Genomic DNA, 19,463 nt, shown 5'->3' with positions numbered 1-19,463 from the left:
ATAGCACTTAAACTATCCTTCGCTCTGCTGACCGGTTCGTGTTTTTAACCCTGGAGCTCAAGAGGCATTATGACAGTCCGACTCGGGATCGTGATGGACCCCATCGAAAAGATCCACTTCAAGAAAGACAGTTCACTGGCCATGTTGCTGGCGGCTCAGAAACGAGGCTGGCAGATTGAGTACATGGAGCTCCCGGACATGTACCTGAAAGGTGGCCAGGCAAGAGCGCACACCCGTGACCTGACGGTACACATGGATCCGGAGAACTGGTTTGCCTTCGGCGCCTCCCAGGATCGTGCGCTGGGCGATCTGGATGTCATCCTTATGCGCCAGGATCCGCCGGTGGACAGGGAGTTCCTGATGGCCACTTACATTCTCGATGCGGCCGAGCTGCAAGGGGCGCTGGTGGTGAATCCGCCTTCCACCCTCAGGGACTGTAACGAGAAACTGTTCGCGACACAGTTTGAAGACCTGACACCACCGCTGATTGTGACCCGGTCGTCCACCCGCTTCCGTGAGTTTTATGCCGAACACGGTGACATCATCATGAAGCCGGTGGATGGCATGGGTGGTCGCTCCATTTTCCGCGTCAAGGAAAACGACGCCAATCTGGGCGTGATTATCGAAACCCTCACCAATCATGGTGCCCACCAGGCCATGGCCCAGAAATTCATTCCCCAGATCAGCGATGGTGACAAGCGCATTCTGCTGATAGACGGCGAACCGGTACCCTACGCTTTGGCGCGGATTCCGTCCCACGGTGAAAACCGGGGCAACCTTGCCGCCGGTGGTCGCGGAGAAGGTCGTGAACTGACTGATCGTGATCGGGAGATCTGTGAACGGGTGGCGCCGGCAATCAAAGAGAAAGGGCTGATCTTTGTCGGGCTCGATGTGATCGGGGATTACCTCACGGAAATCAACGTCACCAGTCCTACCTGTATTCGTGAACTGGATGCAGCCTTCGGGATCGACATTTCCGGGCAGCTGATGGATGCCATCGAGAAGCGGTTGAAGTAGCAATGGCAGCGCAGGTAAGTGATTTCGACCGGTTTTCCTTTACCCTGTTCATGGCGTTGGCCGTGCACGCAGTGATTGTGCTGGGGATTACCTTCGCGCCGGAGCCTCCGCGTTCATCCGCGCAAACCATGGAAATCACCCTGTCGCAGTTTGACGATGAAACCGATCCGGATCAGGCCGACTTCCTGGCACAGACCAGCCAGCAGGGCAGTGGTTCCGAAGAAGAGGTCCGCGAGTTGACCTCGCCGCAGCCGACAGAGGCCAGCCAGCCAAAGATTGCCGAAGTGCAGCCGGAACCGCCGTCGCGGACCGAGCCGGTGAAGCAGCAGGATCGCGAAGCGATCAAGACCGAAGCGGCGTCGGTCCGTCAGGTCCGGGAGCCGGAAGAGACGGTGGAGCCGACGGAAGAACCGCTGCCGGTGCGTAAGAAAAAGAGTCTGATGGAGCGCAGCCTGGAAATCGCCAGCCTTGAAGCCCGGTTTGATGCCCAGCGCCAGGCCTATGCCAAAAAGCCCCGCATCATGCGGGTCACAGCGGCATCGACCCTGCGCTCAAGTAACGCCTGGTACGTGCAGAACTGGATCACCAAGGTGACGCGGGTTGGCAATATCAACTACCCGACAGAGGCGCGGCGAGCCGGCATCTATGGCACACTGAGAATGCTGGTTTCTCTGGAAAAGGATGGCACAATCAAAGAAGTCGCCATTCTGCAATCCTCCGGCAGCACCGTGCTGGATGATGCCGCCATCCGTATCGTGCGCATGGCCGCACCATTCGCGCCGTTCCCGGAAGGCATGAAAGAGGAAGTCGACGAGCTTGAAATCATTCGAACCTGGTCTTTCCAGCGTCGGGGGCTGACATCGGGATGACGGCATCAAAACATTCGCCCAACAGTTTGCGGCACCACTTCCTGGTGGCCTCTCCATATCTTGATGATCCGCGTTTTCACGGTGCGGTGATCTACCTGTGCGAGCATTCCGACGACGGTGCCCTGGGGCTGATGATTAACCACCCTCTGGATATTCACCTGGGGGAAATCCTCGAACAACTGGATATGGAGGGCGGTGAACTGGACTTGCCGGTGTTCAGTGGCGGCCCGGTGCAGCCCGAACGCGGTTTTGTCCTGCATTCGCCCGGCACCACCTGGCACAACACTGCGCAGGTGACCGATGATGTCATGCTCACCACGTCCCGCGATATCCTGGAAGGCATCGGTTGTGATGAGGGGCCGGACGCATTCCTGGTGGCGCTGGGGTATGCAGGCTGGGGAGAGGGTCAATTGGAGAGCGAGCTGGGCAGTAACTCCTGGCTGACCTGTCCGGCCAACACCGACATCCTGTTCCGTACCCCCTGGGACAAACGGTACGAGGCCGTACTGAAGCTGATTGGGATCGATCTGAACCAACTGAGCGAGTCCATCGGCCATGCCTGAAGGAAACAATCGCCGGGTCATGGCATTTGATTTCGGTACCCGCCGCATCGGCGTAGCCACCGGCCAGCAACTGCTGGGTACCGGCCAGCCACTGACTCTGTTACCGGCCAGAGACGGTATTCCGGACTGGGATGCCATCGGCCACTTGCTGGACGAATGGAAGCCGGACCTGGTAGTGGTCGGCCTGCCCCTGAACATGGACGACAGCGAAAACGACATGTGCGCCCGCGCCCGCAAGTTCGGCAAACGCCTGCATGGCCGCTTTCATGTGCCGGTGGAAATGGTCGACGAGCGCCTGACCAGTTTCGAAGCCAAGGGCGAGGTGATGGCGAGTGGGGGAAGTCGTGATTTCGGTCGCCATGGGGTGGATGACCGCGCCGCCGTCCTGATCCTGGAAACCTGGTTTCGCCAGCAGTAAATTCCGCCGGATATCGCCGGTGGTGTTAAGTGAGGAAATAATGACCGCATTGCTTGATATGAACCGGTTACTGGACGAACTGGAAGCTGGGTTGCGCAACATCATGGCCGACCGGGGCGTGACGTCGCCGGCGCTCATTGGTATCCGCACCGGCGGCGTCTGGCTCGCCGACGTCATGAGGAAGCGCCTGGGACTCGAAGAGCCCTATGGGGAACTGGACATTTCTTTTTACCGGGATGACTTCAGCCGCATTGGTCTGAACCCGAAAGTCAAACCATCCAGCCTGCCCTTCAGTACCGAGGATCGCGACATCATCCTGATCGACGACGTCATCATGAGCGGTCGCACCATTCGCGCCGCGATGAATGAAATCTTCGATTATGGCCGTCCAGCCAGTATCATTCTCGCCACACTGATTGATCTGGGGGCCCGGGAATTGCCCGTCCAGCCGGACGTGACGGGCAAGGTGCTGGCACTTGAAAGTCATCAGCGGGTTAAGCTCCGCGGCCCCGATCCACTGCACATCGAATTGCAGGAAACCGGACAGTAACCACCGCGAAACTCTCTTGTGAACAGGCGACACATGACTGTAGACCAAGCTTCCAAACGATCCCTGCAACTGACGGCGGATGGTCAGTTGCGGCATTTCCTGACTCTTGACGGGCTCGACCGCGCCCTGTTGACCGACATACTCGATACCGCGGATTCCTTCATAGAAGTGGGCGAGCGCACCATCAAGAAAGTTCCTCTGCTGCGGGGGCGCACGGTGGTGAACCTGTTCTTCGAATCCAGCACCCGCACCCGCAGTACATTCGAACTGGCGGCCAAGCGGCTGTCCGCCGACGTGCTGAACCTGGACATCAGTACCTCCGCGACCTCCAAGGGCGAGTCCCTGTCCGACACCCTGCTCAACCTGGAAGCCATGGCCAGCGATATGTTTGTGGTTCGTCATTCCCAGAGCGGGGCGCCGCATTTCATTGCCGAGAGCGTGACCCCGGGTGTCGCCATCATCAACGCCGGTGACGGCCGCCATGCCCACCCCACCCAGGCGATGCTGGACATGCTGACCATTCGCCAGCACAAGGGTGGATTCGAAGGCATGAAAGTGGCCATTGTCGGCGATGTGCTGCACTCCCGTGTGGCGCGCTCCCAGATCCGTGCACTGAATGAACTCGGTGCGGCAGAAGTACGGGTGATCGCTCCCGGCACGTTGTTGCCGACGGACGTGGAAAGCCTGGGCTGCACTGTGGAATACGACATGCAAAAAGGCATGAAGGATCTGGACGTGGTGATCATGCTGCGGCTCCAGAAGGAACGGATGGAAGGGGCCCTGCTGCCCAGCGAGCGGGAATTTTATCGCCTCTACGGCCTTAGCCGGGACAAGCTGGCGCTGGCCCATCCTGAATGCATCGTGATGCACCCGGGGCCGATCAACCGCGGGGTGGAAATTGAATCCGCCGTGGCCGATGGCCCCCAGTCAGTGATCCTGAATCAGGTCACCAACGGCATTGCCATTCGCATGGCGGTGATGTCCATGGCCATGGGCGGGCAGGTGTCGGAACGTAATCAGAAACAGGCCGGGAGGGAACAGGCGTGACAGCGACAAACAACACCCCTGGGACATCCCTGAAAATCATCAATGGCCGGCTGCTCCTGCCCGGCAGTGATGAACTGACCAAGGCGTCCCTTCATATCGTTGATGGTCGAATCAGCGCTATTGGTGAGGCCGCCGACGCCGCCACCAGTGATGAGGTTTTTGACGCCGCTGACAGTGTTGTCGCACCGGGTCTGGTGGATCTGTGCTGCAACCTGCGGGAACCGGGCACCGGGCAAAAAGGCAACATAGCCTCAGAGACAAGGGCTGCGGCCCGGGGTGGCTTTACCACGGTTTGTGCCTCGCCGGAGACATCGCCGGTCAATGATTCCGGCGCTGTCACCCATCTGATTCGCGATGTCGCTGAGGCTCGCTCACCCATCCGGGTACTGCCGGTAGGCGCAGTTACCCGAGGCCTGGAAGGTGAATTGCTTAGCGATATGGCGGGGTTGTCCTCTGCCGGATGTGTGGCGTTGGGTAACGGTCGCCGTGGTGTGCGCAATGCGCGGATCCTGCGCCGCTGTATGGCCTACGCCAAAACCTTCGGGCTGACGGTGATGTTCAGCCCCGAAAATCAGGCGCTGGCGGCGGATGGTTATGCCCACGACGGCCTGGTGGCCTCACGGCTCGGCCTGCTGGGTATTCCGGAAGTGGCGGAAACCACGTCGGTTATGGAGATGCTGTTGCTGGCGGAAGAAACCGGTGTCCGCCTGCATCTCAGTCAGTTGTCGTCGGCCCGCAGTGTGGACATGGTGGCGGATGCCCGCCGTCGTGGCATTGGCGTGACGGCCGATGTGGCCATGCACCAGTTGCTGTTTACCGAAGATGCTCTGTCCGGATTCGACAGCCGCTTCCACGTGCGCCCACCGCTGCGGACAGAAGATGATCGCCAGGCCCTGCTGGCCGGTGTCCGCGATGGTGTCATCGATGCCATCGTCAGTCAGCACCAGCCCCACGATTCGGCAGCCAAGCAGGCGCCCCTGGGTGCTACCGAACCCGGCCTGTCCACCATCGAAAGCACCCTGTCCATGGGACTGATGCTGGTCAGCCGGGGTGAGCTGACATTACCGGCTCTGCTGCGGTCGCTGACGGCGGGCCCCGCGGCCATCCTTGGTCGGGATGCCTGCATTGAGGCAGGTGCAATTGCTGACCTGTGTGTCTTCGATCCGGAAGCGACCTGGACACCGGGTGAGGGCACCCTGATTTCCGCTGGGCGGCATGCGCCGGTGCTTGATAACGCCATCCCTGGCGTTGTCAAACTGACCCTCTGTGATGGGCGGGTGGCCTGGGGCGTGGGGTCGTCCTGACCCGGCAGTACCTGGAAAAATGCGGCAGAGGTTGCCAAACCTCTGTCGAGCTGATCACAGATTTCCATCTTTTTGCTGAAAAGCCCTTGAAGACAGGCGCCCGTGCCAACGTATTCTTGCGGCACCCGACCTAATCTCAGGTCAGGATCTCACGATGACGGGTACAAACAGGATGTGCCTGACGTCTGACAATAATAATTCAGGAGTTATCCCGTGAAATCAGCTAACCTCCCGCAAAGGGTGGCCGCAGCCGCTGCCCTGTGTGCCAGTCTTTTGCTCTCGCCTGTGAGCCAGGCCGAAGAATCTGTTCTCGAACGAAGTTTTTGTGTGTTTGACCCGGTCGGTGCCAATGGCCCGTTGTTTGCCATCACTAAAACCTTTCAGCCGGTGGCCATGAAGCAAGGCATCAAGCTTGACCTGCGAGCCTACACCGACGAGAAAGTGGCGGCCGAGGACTTCAAGGCCGGGCAGTGCGACGCGGTACTTCTGACCGGTACCCGGGCCCGTGAATTCAACAAGTTCACTGGCTCGCTGGAGGCCATGGGAGCGGTCCCGGGCGAAGAGGAAATGCGCCTGCTCTATAACACCCTGAGCCAGCCCAAGGCCCGCCCATTCCTGATTGATGGTCCCTACGAAGTGGCCGGCGTATTCCCGGGCGGTGCCGTGTACCTGCACACCCGCGACCGCTCCATCGATTCGGTGCAGGAGCTTCAGGGCAAGCGTATCGCGACACTGGATTTCGACACCGCTTCGGTGCGCATGGTGCGTCATGTGGGGGCTTCGGTCGTGGGCTCGAACTCCGCCAACTTTGCCGGCAAGTTCAATAACGGCAGTGTGGATCTGGCCTATGCACCTGCGGTGGCCTACTCCCCGCTGGAGCTTTATAAGGGCGTGCAGCCTGATGGCGGCGTATTCAAGTACGCCCTGGCTTACATGAATTTCCAGGTCATCATCCACCGCGACCGTTTCCCGGATGACGCCGGGCAGATGGTTCGCGACCAGGCCATCGCGCGCATCGATGAAGCCTACAAAATCATTAACCAGGCTGAAGCCGACATTCCGGACGACGTGTGGATGCATCCCCCGCAGGAAGATGTGGCGGAATACGACAAAATGCTGCGTAAGGTACGGCTGTCCCTGCTTGAAGACGGTGTGTACGACGAGCGTGCGATCAAGCTGATGAAGGCCATTCGTTGCCGGGTGGACGGTTCCCGGTCTGAGTGTGCTTCCTGAGGGGAGGGAGAGGGCCCGCTCCAGCGGGCCGGGTCAGCTTAACCGACCGACTCTTTCAGTGCCTTACCGGCTTTGAACCCGACGGTCTTGCTGGCAGGGATCTTGATGGTGGCGCCGGTCTGGGGGTTACGTCCGTCGCGGGCTTCGCGTGTGCGGATGTTGAACGTGCCAAATCCGATCAGTGTGGTGTCCTCGCCTCTGGAGGCTGCCGCTGAGATCTGGTCAGTGAAAGCGGTAATGACTTCGCTGGCTTTCTCGCGGGTCAGGCCGGTTTTATCGGCAATGGCGGCTGCCAGTTCGGGTTTGCGCATCGGGTACTCCTTGTTGTCGTTTTTGGTGTCACACCGGCGGCAAGCCAGCCGCAGGCTGAACAAATCTATAGTGGGTTCGGCGGCAATGTGCAAACCCATGATGGCGAAGGATAGTGTTTTACCGTTTTCATTTGCGGTGCGGTTCTCATAAAAACAGGGGGTTGTCCGCCATAATGCGTGCCCGGTTACAAATTGTAACGATGCGCAGGCGGTGGTCCAGGCGGCCCGATTAGTTCTGAAAACAATAAAGAAGGTGCAGAAAGTATGAAACGTTTCCAGAAAGCTGCGGGGCAGTGGTTGCCCAAAATGGCAAAGCTGCGTGGTGTGACCGCAGCCGTGGTCGCAAGCGTTGCATTGAGCGGGTGTGGCGTGGTGAACCACATGGTCTACAAGACCACCGGAGATGTTCTTCAGGGATTCTCCCGCAACCATACCGTGCCCTATCTGCTGAACACCGATGATCTGGCTATGGGTTGCGCCATGAGCGAGGCCACGACCCCGCTGTTGATGTCGTTTGGTCGGGTCACCAATGAGCCGGATCAGATTGCTGTGATGCTCTACCTGTCGGCCGCGGGCTGTGCCGATGAGCAGGCCCGTGAACACGAGTTGACCGGACTGGCCGCTCTGGGCGACATGGATGGTGATGCCGCTGAGGATGCGATGATCCGTCAGAAACGTGCACACGCCCTGGCCGCCAAGCGCTACTTCCGCAGCTGGCAGCATCACAATGCCTATTACGGCGAGCCCGGTACCGGCGAGTGCCCGGACTTCGATGACGATCTGGACGAATTCATTTACATGGCGGGCCTGTTGTCAGGACTTCAGGCCCTGAACGCCGAAATTCAATCCACCTCCGCGATTGGTGTGCCCAAGAATGTGGGCTCGATGGTTGGCAGGGCAACCAGCTGCCTGGATAACGAAAAGTGGTGGGGAGCGCCGATGGCGCTGCGGGCTACCATCTGGGCGATGATTCCTGGCGCCATGCCTGAGGGCGAAAACGCCTTCGAGCGACTGGAAATGTCCGATCGTCAGGGTGAACAGGCGGGTGTCCGCCTCAGCCATGTTTTCCACGCGATTTCTGCAATGAACAAGGGCGACAATGAGCGTCTGCGTGATGTGATCCGCCGGCATGCGGAGTCCATTGAGGAAACACCCTCGAATGAAGACTGGGCCTTCGTCGATGCCATGTCGACACAGCTGATTGTGGCCATTTCTGACCGTATGTGGGTTGAGAACAACGGCCATCGAACACCCCTGGGGCAGCTGGGTACTTTCTGGGATGACGAGCAGGAAGACGTTGAAACCATGGATCTGGACGACTTGTTGTAACGCCCATGCCTTCAGGTCGCGCTGTTATGTCCCAGATTGGATTTCGTCGTACCCGGCTGGAGTGGTTTTCCTCTTTGCCGGCTTGTTTGCTGTTGCTGGCGGTGGTGCTGTTTTCCACCAGCAGTGACATTCACAACCAGATGCTGCGGGCCGGAGAACAGATGTGGGGGAGCTACTACAAGCTCCGCTCCGATCCGGTCCAGCCGAGCTGCAATCCCAACCGGGACATTGAGGCTGCGGTCCAGCAGGAGCTTGCCGAATCGGGTGCTTCTGATGACCCCATGGCGGCACTTCTGGGGGCGCATGAGAAAGACCCGGCGGATGTCCGCCTCGCCATCGAGCGGTCGGTGGCGGATTGCCAGGCCAGTTTCGCCAGTTATGAGAACCTGAAGGACAAACTGACCCCCAGCGTTAAAGCCTACCGGGCTGTAGAGTTGTTCGTGGCCGACCTGATCGCATTCGGGCTGGAATCCCAGCGTTATATCCTGGTGATTCTGGTGATGCTGTGTGCGGTGACCGCGACACTCAGCCGCCACCACATCGCCATGCGGGCGATGGAAACCCGGCTCGACTACACCGTATCCCATACCCTCCAGACCATTGCCAATGCCATGTTGCTGGGTTCCAGTGTGATTTTTCGGCAGTCGAGCATGGGCGATGAAACCACCATGTCTGCGGAGGCTCTGCTCCTCCATAACCTGTGGATCATTGGTTTTGCCTGTCTCACCCTGGCCAGTCTGTACCGATTGTTCCGGGTGCCCGATGATCTGCGTGACGGTGGCAGTCTCAACAAGGCGTTCCTCGCGGTCCCGCTGTATACGGTGATGTGTCTGATTTCAGGGACTTACTTCGTCCTGATCGGGCACGCTTCCGGTATCGGTATCTACCTGGGAAAGATGATGGAGCTGGCGGACATGTTTCTGAACGTCGGGCTCTACGTCTGGGTGGGGATGATGCTCAAGCAGACACGGCTGGCGACCCTGGTCTTCGACGTATTCCGCCCGTGGCGCATGCCGCCGGAGATGCTGGCCGTGGTTGCCGTCCTGGTGGCTGCGGTGCCCACTGCTTACACCGGCGCTTCCGGCATTTTCGTCATCGCCGCCGGTGCGGTGATCTACGGTGAATTGCGTGCTGCCGGCGCCCGCCGGCATCTTGCTCTGGCTGCTACGGCCATGTCCGGTTCATTGGGGGTGGTGCTGCGCCCTTGCTTGCTGGTGGTGGTGATTGCCTATCTCAACCGGGAAGTGACCACTGACGAGCTGTTTGGCTGGGGCATCTGGGTGTTTGTGCTGACGGCCATAATGTTCATGACGGTGGCGTTGACCGTCAACCGCCAGAGCAAGTTCAACCTGGCGCCCTCCGCAGAAGCCTTCCCGGCGATGATGCAGGCCCTGCGACCGTTGATTCCTTACGCCCTGGTGATCGCCGGTGTGGTGCTGCTATACCGATTTGCCCTAGACGTACGAATGGATGAATTCTCGGCGCCACGACTGCTGCCGGTGATCATGCTGGCGATACTGCTGTTTGAGCATGTGACCCTGAAGAAGACCGCTGGTCGCGCCAGTGAGGCGCCGTCACATCAGGGCATGGAGAGCAGCCTTCGCTCGGCCACCAACGACACGACCTCCGAGATAGGCGCGCTGTTGTTGCTGCTGGGGCTGTCGGTAAGCATTGGTGGCGTCATCGAACGGTCCCAGATCATGGAGGTTTTCCCCCAGGCCTTCGACAGCGCCTGGTCCGCGATGTTGTTGATGGTCGTCATCCTGGTGATCCTGGGTATGATCATGGACGCCTTTGGTGCCGTTATCCTGGTCACCGCCACGGTGTCCACCATCGCCTACAGCAGTGGAATTCATCCGATTCACTTCTGGATGGTGACCCTGGTGGCCTTCGAACTGGGCTACCTGAGCCCGCCGGTTGCGCTGAACCACCTGTTAACCCGGCAGGTCGTCGGTGAAGCGGAAGTGCTGGCCGCGCAACAGGAAGGTGGCACTTTCTATCAACGACACGAACGCATCATCATGCCATTGATTGCCATGGGAATATCCCTGGTACTGGTGGCCTTTGTGCCGTTGTTGTTCTACGCGTGAGTCCAGGCCCGGTTCATCAAACAGGCTCCGGCGCCCTGCGCTCGCCGCGCAAGAAGGTAACATCCGCCCTCGGCGGTGCGCCGAACAGGCGGCTGTATTCCCGGCTGAAGTGGGAGGGGCTTTCGTAGCCCACCCGGTAGCTGGCGGTGGCGGCTTCCAGCCCCTCGGCGAGCATCAGCCGCCGAGCTTCGTGAAGACGCAGTTTCTTCTGGAATTGCAGCGGTGACATACGGGTCACCTGTTTGAAGCTGTGGTACAGAGTGGACTCACTCATGTTTGCAGCTTCCGCCAGCTCGGCGATGCGCAACGGTTCCGCGAAATGGTCCTTTAACGCCGAGATGACTGTGGAAATCCGGTGTGACTGGGAGTCGATAGCTGCGAACTTGCGCATGCGTGAGCCCATTTCGCCTACCAGGGCACGATAGAGGATTTCCCGACGTGCCAGTGGCGCGAGAATGGGGATGTCCCCCGTGGAATCCAACAGGCTCAGCAGCCGGTAAAGTGCACCTTGCATCAGCTCGTCCATGTAAGTGATGCATAGACCACACTCAACTGCCGGGCAGGCGGCATGATGTCGGTCTGAAGACGGTGCCTTGTCGCCCAGTTCCAGCACCAGATCGGCCACTTCCTGTGGATCCACGGTCAATTTCACCGCCAGATAGGGGCGTTCCGGGCTCGCATCGAGAATTCTGCCCAACACTGGCAGGTGAACGGAACTGGCCAGATAGGTGAGGGGATCATAGGTAATTTCCCGGTCGCCCAGCAGTATGTTCTTGGTGCCCTGAATCACGAAACACAGAGACGGCTCGTAGACAGAAGAACCACAACTGGATGGTTGGTCGCAACGAATCAGCTCCACCCCGTCAATGGCGGAACTCTGTATGCCCTGCTGGCTTGTCCATCGGCTGGCGACCCGGGCCAGTTGTTGCTGCAGGTTCGGCACGAGGTTGGTGGTAACCTCAGGAATGGTAGCAGTCATCGTCGCGTCTCCCTTTCGCGGCAGTATAATCCTTTGCAACCTGAACGGTATGGCATTCAGGTCTCATCTGCAGAATCAGGCAAGCTTCCCGCAGTAACCCGATATCCTCCCGGGCCCAAGACTCCTTATGTTAGACGACCAATCGGGGAAGAGGGACTGAAATTTACCCTTTCATGTCGAAAAATCTCCACCCCAACCGACCTAACAAGCGATCTGACCAGATCTCTTGTTTAACGGGAACGCTCACAAGGCGTCCCTCACGACGGAGCGAGAAACCATGGAACGTCTGACCGGAAAAAACTTCAACGGACCAGTCTGGGCGTTGGGCCCGGCCCTGGTAATGATGACAGTATTACTGTCCGGATGTGAGGCGCAGAGCGACGAAGCGATGGCGATGCCGCCACCACCGGAGGTGGACGTGGCGAAAGTTGTAGAAGAGCCGGTTACCCTCTGGGAGTCTTTCACCGGTCGCGTGGAAGCACCGGAAACCGTGGATCTGCGGCCGAGGGTCAGCGGCTACATTCACGAGGTGGCCTTTGAAGAAGGGGAACTGGTGCAGGCCGGTGACCTGCTGTTCCAGATTGACCCCCGACCTTATCAGGCGAGGGCGCAGGCGGCCCGCGCTGACCTGGCGTTGGCCAGAAGCCAGTTGGAACTGGCCAGGAGTGAAGCCGGCCGCGCGAAGACCCTGCTGGAGAGCCGGGCGATTTCGCAGGAGGAGTACGATCAGCGCAATGCCGCATTGATGAGTGCCCGGGCGCGGGTGGAGGCCGCCCAGGCGGCATTGGATACGGCGGAGCTGGACCTGGAATACACCCGGGTCACCGCACCGGTCAGTGGCCGTGCCGGCCGGGCGCTGGTGACCCGTGGCAACCTCGCCAACGCGGACCAGACCCTGCTGACCACGGTGGTGTCAGTGGACCCGGTGCACGTCTATTTCGAGGCAGATGAACACACTGCATTCAGCAGCCAGCAGCTGCTGGCCAATGACCAGCCCCGTAGAGTGCGCATTGCCCTGGGTGACAACGGTCGCCAATACCGGGGCTTGCTGGATTTTGTCGATAACCGGCTGAACCCCGGCACCGGCACCTTGCAATACCGGGCCGTATTAGGCAATCCGGATGGCCGGATCAAGCCCGGTCAGTTTGCCCGGGTGGAAATGCCGGTAGCCGAGCTGGACCAGGCACTGCTGGTGAACCGCAAGGCCGTACTGACCGATCAGGATCGTCGATACGTCTACGTGGTCGATGAAAACAACCGGGTTGCGCCCCGGCAGGTAACCACCGGTCGGCAGGTGGACGATCTGCTGGTGATCCGGAAAGGTCTCAATAGCGGTGACCGGGTGATCATCAACGGTGTTCAGAAAGTGTTTGGTGCCGGCATGGAAGTCGATCCGCACCTGGTTGCCATGAGCGAACCCGGTGCCAGTCAGGGCCCCGCTGTGGCGGTAGCCCGGGAGTCAGTGCAATGAATCTGTCCCGTTTCTTTGTGGACCGGCCGATATTCGCGGCGGTGCTGTCCATCATCATTCTTGCCATCGGGTTGATCTCCATCCCCAACTTGCCGGTCAGCGAGTACCCGGAAGTGGTGCCGCCTTCGGTGGTCGTGCGCACCGTCTATCCCGGCGCCAATCCCAAGGAGATTGCGGAAACTGTAGCAACGCCGCTGGAGGAAGCTATCAGCGGCGTTGAGGACATGATGTACTTCAAGTCCGTGGCCGGTTCTGATGGCGTCCTGCAGATGACCGTCACTTTCCGCCCCGGCACGGATGCGGAGGACGCCACAGTGCGGGTGCAGAATCGGGTCAGTCAGGCACAGGCGCGTCTGCCCGAGGAGGTGCGCCGCCAGGGTGTGACTACCCAGAAGCAGTCCCCGACTTTCCTGATGGTGGTCCACCTGACATCGCCGGACGGCACTTACGACACCCTGTACTTGCGCAACTACGCCCGGTTGCATGTGCGGGACCGGCTGGCCCGCATTCAGGGCGTTGGGGATGCCCAGGTTTTTGGTGGTGGTGACTACGCCATGCGTGCATGGCTGGACCCGGACCGGGTTGCTGCCCGGGGGCTGACCGCCAGTGACGTGGTCCGTGCCATGCGTGAGCAGAACGTGCAGGTATCCGCTGGCCAGATTGGTGCGGAGCCGGTGCCGGACAGTGACTTCCTGACCCTGATCAACGCCCGTGGCCGGCTGGAAACTGTGGAAGAGTTCGGCAACATCGTGCTCAAGCGCGGTGACAACGGTGAGATCCTGCGGCTGGAAGACGTGGCCCGGCTGGAGCTGGGAGCCGGTGATTACACCCTGCGCTCCCAGCTCGACGGTAAGGACGCCGTGGCCATCGGTGTGTTCCAGGCCCCGGGGGCCAATGCCCTGAACATCCGTGACGAGGTGATCGCCACGATGGACGAACTGGCCATCCGGTTCCCCGAGGGTGTCGAGTATGAAGCGGTATACGACACCACTATCTTCGTGAGCGACTCCATCAAGGCAGTGGTGGCAACCCTGCTGGAAGCGGTATTGTTGGTGGTATTGGTCGTGACCCTGTTCCTGCAGACCTGGCGTGCCTCCATCATCCCGTTGCTGGCAGTACCGGTGTCGGTCATCGGCACCTTCGGTGCGCTCTACCTGCTGGGTTATTCCATCAATACCCTGACCCTGTTCGGGCTGGTCTTGGCCATCGGCATCGTCGTCGACGATGCCATCGTGGTGGTGGAAAACGTTGAGCGTAATATCGAAGACGGCCTGAGTTCGCTGGCGGCGGCCCACCAGGCCATGAAGGAAGTGTCTGGCCCGATCATCGCCATCGGCCTGGTGCTGTGCGCGGTGTTTATCCCCATGGCTTTCTTGTCCGGCGTGACCGGCCAGTTTTACCGGCAGTTCGCGGTGACCATCGCCATTTCCACGGTGATCTCCACCATAAACTCGCTGACCTTGTCCCCGGCGCTGGCGGCAATGCTGCTCAAACCCCACGACGCGCCCAAGGACCGGATGCAACGGGTTATCGACGCCCTGTTCGGTTGGGTTTTCCGGCCCTTCAACCGCTTCTTCAACGCCAGTGCGGAGAAATACCAGGGCGGTGTGTCCCGCTCCCTGCGACGTCGCGGAGCAGTATTCGTGGTCTATGCCCTGTTGCTGACCGGCACCGGCTTGATGTTCAAGGTGGTGCCGCCGGGCTTTATCCCGATCCAGGACAAGCTGTACCTGATGGCCGGCGTGAAGCTGCCGGAAGGGGCGTCCCTGGAGCGCACCGACCAGCTCCTGCAGCAGGTGACCGATATCGCCATGGAGACCGAAGGCGTCGCCAACGCTGTGGCGTTTCCCGGTTTGAACGCACTGCAGTTCACCAACACTTCCAATACCGGCGTAGTGTTCTTTCCCCTCAAACCGTTTGACGAGCGCAGTCTCAGTGCAGGGGAGATCAACGCCCAGATCAACCAGAAAATCAGCGGGCTGAAGGAAGGCTTTGCCTTCTCCTTTATGCCGCCGCCGATCCTGGGACTGGGTAACGGTTCCGGCTACCAGTTGTTCATCGAGGACCGGGGTAACCTGGGCTACGGAGCTCTGCAGAATGCGGTGAACCAGTTCCAGGGCGCCATCAGTCAGACCCCGGGCATGGGCTACCCCATCAGCAGCTACCAGGCCAACGTGCCACAGCTGGATGCGGAAGTGGACCGCCTCAAGGCCAAGGCCCAGGGTGTGCCGTTGACGGAACTGTTCGATACCCTGCAGACCTACCTGGGGTCCACCTACGTCAACGACTTCAACCGCTTTGGCCGCACCTGGCAGGTGATTGCACAGGCCGATGCCCCCTACCGCGACAGCGTGGAGGACATCGCCCGCCTGCGTACCCGCAATGAACAGGGCGAGATGGTCCCCATCGGCTCCATGGTGGAGATCCGCCAGAGCTTCGGGCCGGACCCGGTGTTGCGCTATAACGGCTATCCCGCCGCTGACCTGGCCGGGGAGGCGGACCCGCGGGTACTGTCCTCGGCCCAGGCCATGGATACTCTGACCGCACTTGCGGACGAGACACTGCCTGCGGGCATGGATTTCGAATGGACCGACCTGAGCTATCAGCAGGCCACCCAGGGCAATGCCGCGCTGGTGGTGTTCCCGCTCTCTATCCTGCTGGTGTTCCTGGTGCTGGCGGCGCTGTATGAGAGCTGGACACTGCCACTGGCAGTGATTCTCATCGTGCCCATGTGCATGCTCTCGGCGTTGATCGGTGTCTGGTTCGGGGGGGGAGACAACAACATCTTCGTCCAGGTGGGGCTGGTGGTGTTGATCGGCCTGGCCTGCAAGAACGCCATCCTGATGGTGGAATTTGCCCGCGAACTCGAGCTGCAGGGCAGAAGTGTTGTGGAAGCGGCGCTGGAGGCCTGCCGGTTGCGGCTGCGGCCCATCATCATGACCTCCATCACCTTTACCGCCGCTGTGGTGCCGCTGGTGCTGGCGACGGGTGCCGGTGCCGAGGTACGCGCGGCCCTGGGTACCGCCGTGTTCGCCGGCATGGTCGGGGTCACCCTGTTTGGCCTGTTCCTGACGCCGGTGTTCTATGTGGCCCTGCGCAAACTCTCCGGAAGCCATCGCTTGCAGAGCCATCATACATCCACCCTGATTTGCGATGAGGACGAGGATGAAAATGCAGTTCCGGGAGGTAACCATGCTTAAAGTACTCACGATGACCGGCGCACTGGCGCTGTTGGCCGGTTGCGCCGTCGGACCAGATTACCAGGCACCGGTCACGCCGGAACCGGAAACCTTCTCGGAAGGGCATGGAACGGATGCCGGAGGCGTTGATCAACAGCGCTTCTGGCAGGGCTTTGATGACCCCATGTTGGCGCAGCTGATTGACCAGACCCTGGCGGCCAACCACACCCTGGAAGGAGCCGTGGCCCGCTACGAGCGCGCGGCTGCCCTGTTGTACGGCGCCGAAAGGGAACAATGGCCCAGCGTGACCGCCAGTGCCTCCACCGCCGAACAATACCTGGCGGACATTGAGCAATCACCCCCGGGCGCAGGGCCGGAACGGGTGCAACGTTACCAGGCCGGTCTGGCTGCCAACTGGGAGCTGGACCTGTTCGGACGCCTGCGCCGTGCCACCGAGGCGCAACGGGCGGAACTGGATGCTGCCGGTGCCAACCTGGGTGCGGTACAGGTCGCCCTGGCCGGGCAACTGGCCAGCAGCTACTTCGAGTTGCGGGGCCTGCAACAGCAGTATCGGGTGGCGCAGCAGAGTGTGGCACTGCAACAGCAGTCCCTGGACATCGTTGAGGCACGGGTAGAAGCCGGCCGGGGCACCGAGTTCGATCAGGTGCGCGCCCGTGCCCAGTTGGAGCGCACCCGTGCCGAGTTGCCCACCCTGCAGGCAGGCATCCGGGCGGCCATGCACCGCATAGCGGTGCTGACTGGCCAGCCGCCGATGGCGTTGGTGGAGACACTGTCACCCCCGGTCGGGCTACCGGATGCCTTGCCGGTCATTCCCGTGGACAGCCCCGGGGACGTGTTGCGCCGTCGCCCGGACATTACCGCTGCGGAGCGCCGTTTGGCAGCCGCCACCGCCCGCATCGGTGTGGCGACCGCCGATCTGTTTCCCCGCTTTACCCTGAGCGGGCTGCTGGGGTCGGTTGCCTCAGACACGAGTGACCTGTTCACCGGTCCGGCGGAATCCCGCCGTGTTGCCCTGGGCATCGACTGGACCTTCCTTGATCACGGTAAGGTCAAGGCCCGCATAGAGGCCGCCGGTGCCGACAGCCGCGCGGCACTGGCCAGCTACCAGCAAGCCGTACTGGAAGCGCTGGAGGAAGCGGAGACCCGACTGGTGCGTTATCAGCGTGCGCAGGAAAGGGAAGGGCGCCTGCAGCAGGCCATGACAGATGCGGAGAAAGCAGTGGAACTGGCCCGTACCCGATATGAACAGGGGTTTATCGGTTACTTTGAAGTACTGACGGCGGAACAGGAATTCACCGCGACCCGGGACGCGGCGGTGCGCAGCCGTACAGCCGTGACCCTGGCCATGGTGGACGTATACCGGGCGCTGGTAGGGGCGCCCGGTTAAGCAGCCACGGCTTCGGCGTTACTTCATTTTAAAACCCTTGCCACGCAGGAAGTCCCGCATGTGGGGGCGCAGCTTGGAGGTGAACAGCGGCTTGAGCTGTTCCGACCAGTTGGTGTCCTTGTTGCCCCCGGTGCGGACGTGGTAATAGGTGCGCATGGTGGCGTCGAATTCCGCCACCAGCTCCGGGTCATGCTCGTCCTGGTAATAGTCCTCCTTGAGGACCGACGCCAGTGGCAGGCGCGGCTTGACCTCCGGATTCTGGTCCGGATAGCCCAGGCACATTCCGAACACCGGGTAGACATGATCCGGCAGGCGCAGCAATTCGCTCACCTCGGCCGGATTGTTGCGGATGCCGCCAATGTAACACAGGCCCAACCCCTCGGATTCCGCGGCCGTCGCGATGTTCTGGGCGACCAGGGCAGTATCGATACTGGCGACCAGCAATTGCTCGGTCATACCTCGAACCACCTCGGCACCGGCACGTTCGGCGGCATCCGTGGCTCGCTTCATGTCCGCGCAGAACACCAGGAAATCGGAACACTCCGCCACATAGCGCTGGCCACCACTCAACTCCGCCAAAGCTTCACGATTCTGCGGGTTGACCACGTGGATGATGGAATAGGCCTGAACATGGCTGGACGTGGCGGCACTCTGGCCGGCACGAATCAGCTCCTCGAACAGCTCGCGGGGAATCTTTCGATCCTGAAACTTGCGGATCGAGCGGTGTGACTTGAGAAGTTCAATGGTCGGGTTCATGGCGCCCTCTAGCACGACATCAGAAAGCGCCTATCCTGCCACCGCCACACCGTTTTGGCAAAACGGGCCAGATGCTACTTACTGCTCAGTTGATCCGCCTTGGCCCGGATACGTGCCTCCTGTTCCTGTAGCTCCGGGGTAAATTCCTCACCGAAATCCGCGTCTTCAAACAGCGGACGGATCTCGATTTCAGCCTCAGTGCCTGGCATGGGGTTGGGGCAGCGCTTGACCCACTCAATAGCCTCTTCCATCGACTTCACCTGCCAGATCCAGAAACCAGCCACCAGCTCCCGGGTTTCGGTGAAGGGACCGTCGGTAACGATGCGCTCGTCGCCGGAAAAGCGAACCCTGGTGCCCTTGCTGCTGGGATGCAGGCCCTCACCGGCCTGCATGATGCCCGCGTTTACCAGCTCTTCATTGTACTTACCCATGGCTTCCAAGAGCTCCTGGCTTGGCAGCTTTCCGGCTTCGGAATCCTGGCTTGCCTTCACTATGACCATCATTCGCATGTCCGCTCTCCTTTCGTTTGTGTGGTATTCCTATCCTTGTCGAATGAGGGGGCAAGAAATCGACAGGCCGTCATTAAATAATCCGCGACGACTCAGACATTACGTGGCGCAAACATAATGATCGCCATGCCGAGAATCGCCACCGAAGAGCCCACGATATCCCAGACCGTGGGCCGAATGCCGTCCACCGCCCATAACCATAGGATCGCGGTAAAAATATAGACACCACCGTACGCTGCATACACCCGGCCGGCGGCGGTCGGGTGCAATGACAGTAACCAGGCAAAGGCGGCCAGGCTCAACGCCCCCGGCACCAGGAGCCAGATGGTTTTGCCTTCACGCAGCCAGAGGTACGGCAGGTAACAGCCAACAATTTCAGCAATGGCCGTGATGAAAAACAGGCCGGCAGTCTTTAGCTCGGGCAAATCGG

At 60.4% G+C, this 19,463-nt stretch carries 18 protein-coding genes; 13 read left to right on the top strand and 5 right to left on the bottom strand.

Annotated features, from left to right (window positions below; translation table 11 throughout):
- The first annotated feature begins 69 nt into the window (after positions 1 to 69).
- The 8 genes from gshB to MARLIPOL_RS09845 all read left to right on the top strand — a co-directional run bounded on the left by gshB (position 70) and on the right by MARLIPOL_RS09845 (position 7,001).
- Positions 70 to 1,017 carry a glutathione synthase gene (gshB, locus tag MARLIPOL_RS09880; protein WP_012137929.1) on the top strand — a complete coding sequence of 316 codons (948 nt, stop codon included), beginning with the start codon at positions 70 to 72 and terminating at the stop codon, positions 1,015 to 1,017.
- A gap of 2 nt (positions 1,018 to 1,019) precedes the next feature.
- Complete coding sequence (locus MARLIPOL_RS09875; protein ID WP_012137928.1) at positions 1,020 to 1,886, top strand: energy transducer TonB; 867 nt, start codon at positions 1,020 to 1,022, stop codon at positions 1,884 to 1,886.
- Complete coding sequence (locus tag MARLIPOL_RS09870; protein ID WP_012137927.1) at positions 1,883 to 2,449, top strand: YqgE/AlgH family protein; 567 nt, start codon at positions 1,883 to 1,885, stop codon at positions 2,447 to 2,449. Before MARLIPOL_RS09875 ends, MARLIPOL_RS09870 begins: the two co-directional genes overlap by 4 nt.
- On the top strand, positions 2,442 to 2,867 hold the full coding sequence (ruvX, locus tag MARLIPOL_RS09865; protein ID WP_036191231.1) for a Holliday junction resolvase RuvX: 426 nt from the start codon (positions 2,442 to 2,444) through the stop codon (positions 2,865 to 2,867). The genes MARLIPOL_RS09870 and ruvX overlap by 8 nt, the downstream gene beginning before the upstream one ends.
- Before the next feature lie 40 nt (positions 2,868 to 2,907).
- Complete coding sequence (gene pyrR, locus MARLIPOL_RS09860) at positions 2,908 to 3,417, top strand: bifunctional pyr operon transcriptional regulator/uracil phosphoribosyltransferase PyrR (protein WP_012137925.1); 510 nt, start codon at positions 2,908 to 2,910, stop codon at positions 3,415 to 3,417.
- Between the two features lie 33 nt (positions 3,418 to 3,450).
- Positions 3,451 to 4,464 (top strand): aspartate carbamoyltransferase catalytic subunit, encoded by a 1,014-nt coding sequence (locus tag MARLIPOL_RS09855; protein ID WP_012137924.1) that lies wholly within the window; start codon positions 3,451 to 3,453, stop codon positions 4,462 to 4,464.
- Entirely contained in the window at positions 4,461 to 5,768 is a 1,308-nt protein-coding gene (locus MARLIPOL_RS09850; RefSeq protein ID WP_012137923.1) for a dihydroorotase, read from the top strand. The genes MARLIPOL_RS09855 and MARLIPOL_RS09850 overlap by 4 nt, the downstream gene beginning before the upstream one ends.
- A gap of 213 nt (positions 5,769 to 5,981) precedes the next feature.
- Positions 5,982 to 7,001 carry a putative solute-binding protein gene (locus MARLIPOL_RS09845; protein ID WP_012137922.1) on the top strand — a complete coding sequence of 340 codons (1,020 nt, stop codon included), beginning with the start codon at positions 5,982 to 5,984 and terminating at the stop codon, positions 6,999 to 7,001.
- A gap of 38 nt (positions 7,002 to 7,039) precedes the next feature.
- Here the strand turns inward: MARLIPOL_RS09845 and MARLIPOL_RS09840 are convergent, their stop codons facing one another.
- On the bottom strand, positions 7,040 to 7,312 hold the full coding sequence (locus tag MARLIPOL_RS09840; RefSeq protein ID WP_012137921.1) for an HU family DNA-binding protein: 273 nt from the start codon (positions 7,310 to 7,312) through the stop codon (positions 7,040 to 7,042).
- A 264-nt stretch (positions 7,313 to 7,576) separates the two neighbouring features.
- Between MARLIPOL_RS09840 and MARLIPOL_RS09835 the strand changes: the two genes are divergently transcribed.
- Both MARLIPOL_RS09835 and MARLIPOL_RS09830 read left to right on the top strand, forming a co-directional pair.
- Positions 7,577 to 8,641 (top strand): hypothetical protein, encoded by a 1,065-nt coding sequence (locus MARLIPOL_RS09835; protein ID WP_012137919.1) that lies wholly within the window; start codon positions 7,577 to 7,579, stop codon positions 8,639 to 8,641.
- A gap of 26 nt (positions 8,642 to 8,667) precedes the next feature.
- The gene (locus MARLIPOL_RS09830) at positions 8,668 to 10,731 is read left to right on the top strand and encodes a TRAP transporter large permease subunit (RefSeq protein WP_012137918.1); all 2,064 of its coding nucleotides are present in this window, start codon (positions 8,668 to 8,670) and stop codon (positions 10,729 to 10,731) included.
- A 16-nt stretch (positions 10,732 to 10,747) separates the two neighbouring features.
- On the opposite strand, the gene MARLIPOL_RS09825 is transcribed toward MARLIPOL_RS09830, so the two are convergent.
- A complete protein-coding gene (locus MARLIPOL_RS09825) occupies positions 10,748 to 11,710 on the bottom strand; it encodes an AraC family transcriptional regulator (RefSeq protein WP_012137917.1) in 963 nt (320 codons plus the stop codon).
- 277 nt (positions 11,711 to 11,987) lie between these two features.
- Between MARLIPOL_RS09825 and MARLIPOL_RS09820 the strand changes: the two genes are divergently transcribed.
- Genes MARLIPOL_RS09820 through MARLIPOL_RS09810 form a run of 3 tightly spaced genes read left to right on the top strand, consistent with a single transcriptional unit; the run spans position 11,988 to position 17,768 of the window.
- A complete protein-coding gene (locus MARLIPOL_RS09820; RefSeq protein WP_012137915.1) occupies positions 11,988 to 13,181 on the top strand; it encodes an efflux RND transporter periplasmic adaptor subunit in 1,194 nt (397 codons plus the stop codon).
- Complete coding sequence (locus MARLIPOL_RS09815) at positions 13,178 to 16,381, top strand: efflux RND transporter permease subunit (RefSeq protein WP_012137914.1); 3,204 nt, start codon at positions 13,178 to 13,180, stop codon at positions 16,379 to 16,381. The genes MARLIPOL_RS09820 and MARLIPOL_RS09815 overlap by 4 nt, the downstream gene beginning before the upstream one ends.
- Positions 16,374 to 17,768 carry an efflux transporter outer membrane subunit gene (locus MARLIPOL_RS09810; RefSeq protein WP_036191363.1) on the top strand — a complete coding sequence of 465 codons (1,395 nt, stop codon included), beginning with the start codon at positions 16,374 to 16,376 and terminating at the stop codon, positions 17,766 to 17,768. Before MARLIPOL_RS09815 ends, MARLIPOL_RS09810 begins: the two co-directional genes overlap by 8 nt.
- A gap of 18 nt (positions 17,769 to 17,786) precedes the next feature.
- Here MARLIPOL_RS09810 and nfsA read toward each other — a convergent pair whose 3' ends face one another.
- From nfsA to MARLIPOL_RS09795, 3 genes are all read right to left on the bottom strand, one after another.
- Positions 17,787 to 18,524, bottom strand: coding sequence for an oxygen-insensitive NADPH nitroreductase (gene nfsA / locus MARLIPOL_RS09805; RefSeq protein WP_012137912.1), 738 nt, complete (start codon positions 18,522 to 18,524; stop codon positions 17,787 to 17,789).
- 74 nt (positions 18,525 to 18,598) lie between these two features.
- Positions 18,599 to 19,033, bottom strand: a complete 435-nt coding sequence (locus MARLIPOL_RS09800; protein ID WP_012137911.1) for a YciI family protein — start codon at positions 19,031 to 19,033, stop codon at positions 18,599 to 18,601.
- Positions 19,034 to 19,125: 92 nt separating this feature from the next.
- Positions 19,126 to 19,458, bottom strand: a complete 333-nt coding sequence (locus MARLIPOL_RS09795) for a YnfA family protein (RefSeq protein ID WP_012137910.1) — start codon at positions 19,456 to 19,458, stop codon at positions 19,126 to 19,128.
- Positions 19,459 to 19,463 lie beyond the last annotated feature (5 nt).

The sequence above is a fragment of the Marinobacter lipolyticus SM19 genome (assembly GCF_000397065.2).
GTDB classification, from domain to species: Bacteria; Pseudomonadota; Gammaproteobacteria; order Pseudomonadales; family Oleiphilaceae; genus Marinobacter; species Marinobacter lipolyticus.
The sequence above is the reverse complement of the archived record's forward strand: the minus strand, read 5'-3'. Positions and strand labels throughout refer to the sequence as shown.

What these genes read in the sequence shown, in the direction of transcription:
- MARLIPOL_RS09800 (WP_012137911.1), bottom strand. Translation starts at nt 19,033, where the DNA reads ATGCGAATGATGGTCATAGTGAAGGCAAGCCAGGATTCCGAAGCCGGA.
- nfsA (WP_012137912.1), bottom strand. Translation starts at nt 18,524, where the DNA reads ATGAACCCGACCATTGAACTTCTCAAGTCACACCGCTCGATCCGCAAG.
- MARLIPOL_RS09870 (WP_012137927.1), top strand. Translation starts at nt 1,883, where the DNA reads ATGACGGCATCAAAACATTCGCCCAACAGTTTGCGGCACCACTTCCTG.
- MARLIPOL_RS09835 (WP_012137919.1), top strand. Translation starts at nt 7,577, where the DNA reads ATGAAACGTTTCCAGAAAGCTGCGGGGCAGTGGTTGCCCAAAATGGCA.
- gshB (WP_012137929.1), top strand. Translation starts at nt 70, where the DNA reads ATGACAGTCCGACTCGGGATCGTGATGGACCCCATCGAAAAGATCCAC.
- MARLIPOL_RS09820 (WP_012137915.1), top strand. Translation starts at nt 11,988, where the DNA reads ATGGAACGTCTGACCGGAAAAAACTTCAACGGACCAGTCTGGGCGTTG.
- MARLIPOL_RS09825 (WP_012137917.1), bottom strand. Translation starts at nt 11,710, where the DNA reads ATGACTGCTACCATTCCTGAGGTTACCACCAACCTCGTGCCGAACCTG.
- MARLIPOL_RS09815 (WP_012137914.1), top strand. Translation starts at nt 13,178, where the DNA reads ATGAATCTGTCCCGTTTCTTTGTGGACCGGCCGATATTCGCGGCGGTG.
- MARLIPOL_RS09840 (WP_012137921.1), bottom strand. Translation starts at nt 7,312, where the DNA reads ATGCGCAAACCCGAACTGGCAGCCGCCATTGCCGATAAAACCGGCCTG.
- MARLIPOL_RS09855 (WP_012137924.1), top strand. Translation starts at nt 3,451, where the DNA reads ATGACTGTAGACCAAGCTTCCAAACGATCCCTGCAACTGACGGCGGAT.
- MARLIPOL_RS09830 (WP_012137918.1), top strand. Translation starts at nt 8,668, where the DNA reads ATGTCCCAGATTGGATTTCGTCGTACCCGGCTGGAGTGGTTTTCCTCT.
- pyrR (WP_012137925.1), top strand. Translation starts at nt 2,908, where the DNA reads ATGACCGCATTGCTTGATATGAACCGGTTACTGGACGAACTGGAAGCT.
- MARLIPOL_RS09810 (WP_036191363.1), top strand. Translation starts at nt 16,374, where the DNA reads ATGCTTAAAGTACTCACGATGACCGGCGCACTGGCGCTGTTGGCCGGT.
- ruvX (WP_036191231.1), top strand. Translation starts at nt 2,442, where the DNA reads ATGCCTGAAGGAAACAATCGCCGGGTCATGGCATTTGATTTCGGTACC.
- MARLIPOL_RS09875 (WP_012137928.1), top strand. Translation starts at nt 1,020, where the DNA reads ATGGCAGCGCAGGTAAGTGATTTCGACCGGTTTTCCTTTACCCTGTTC.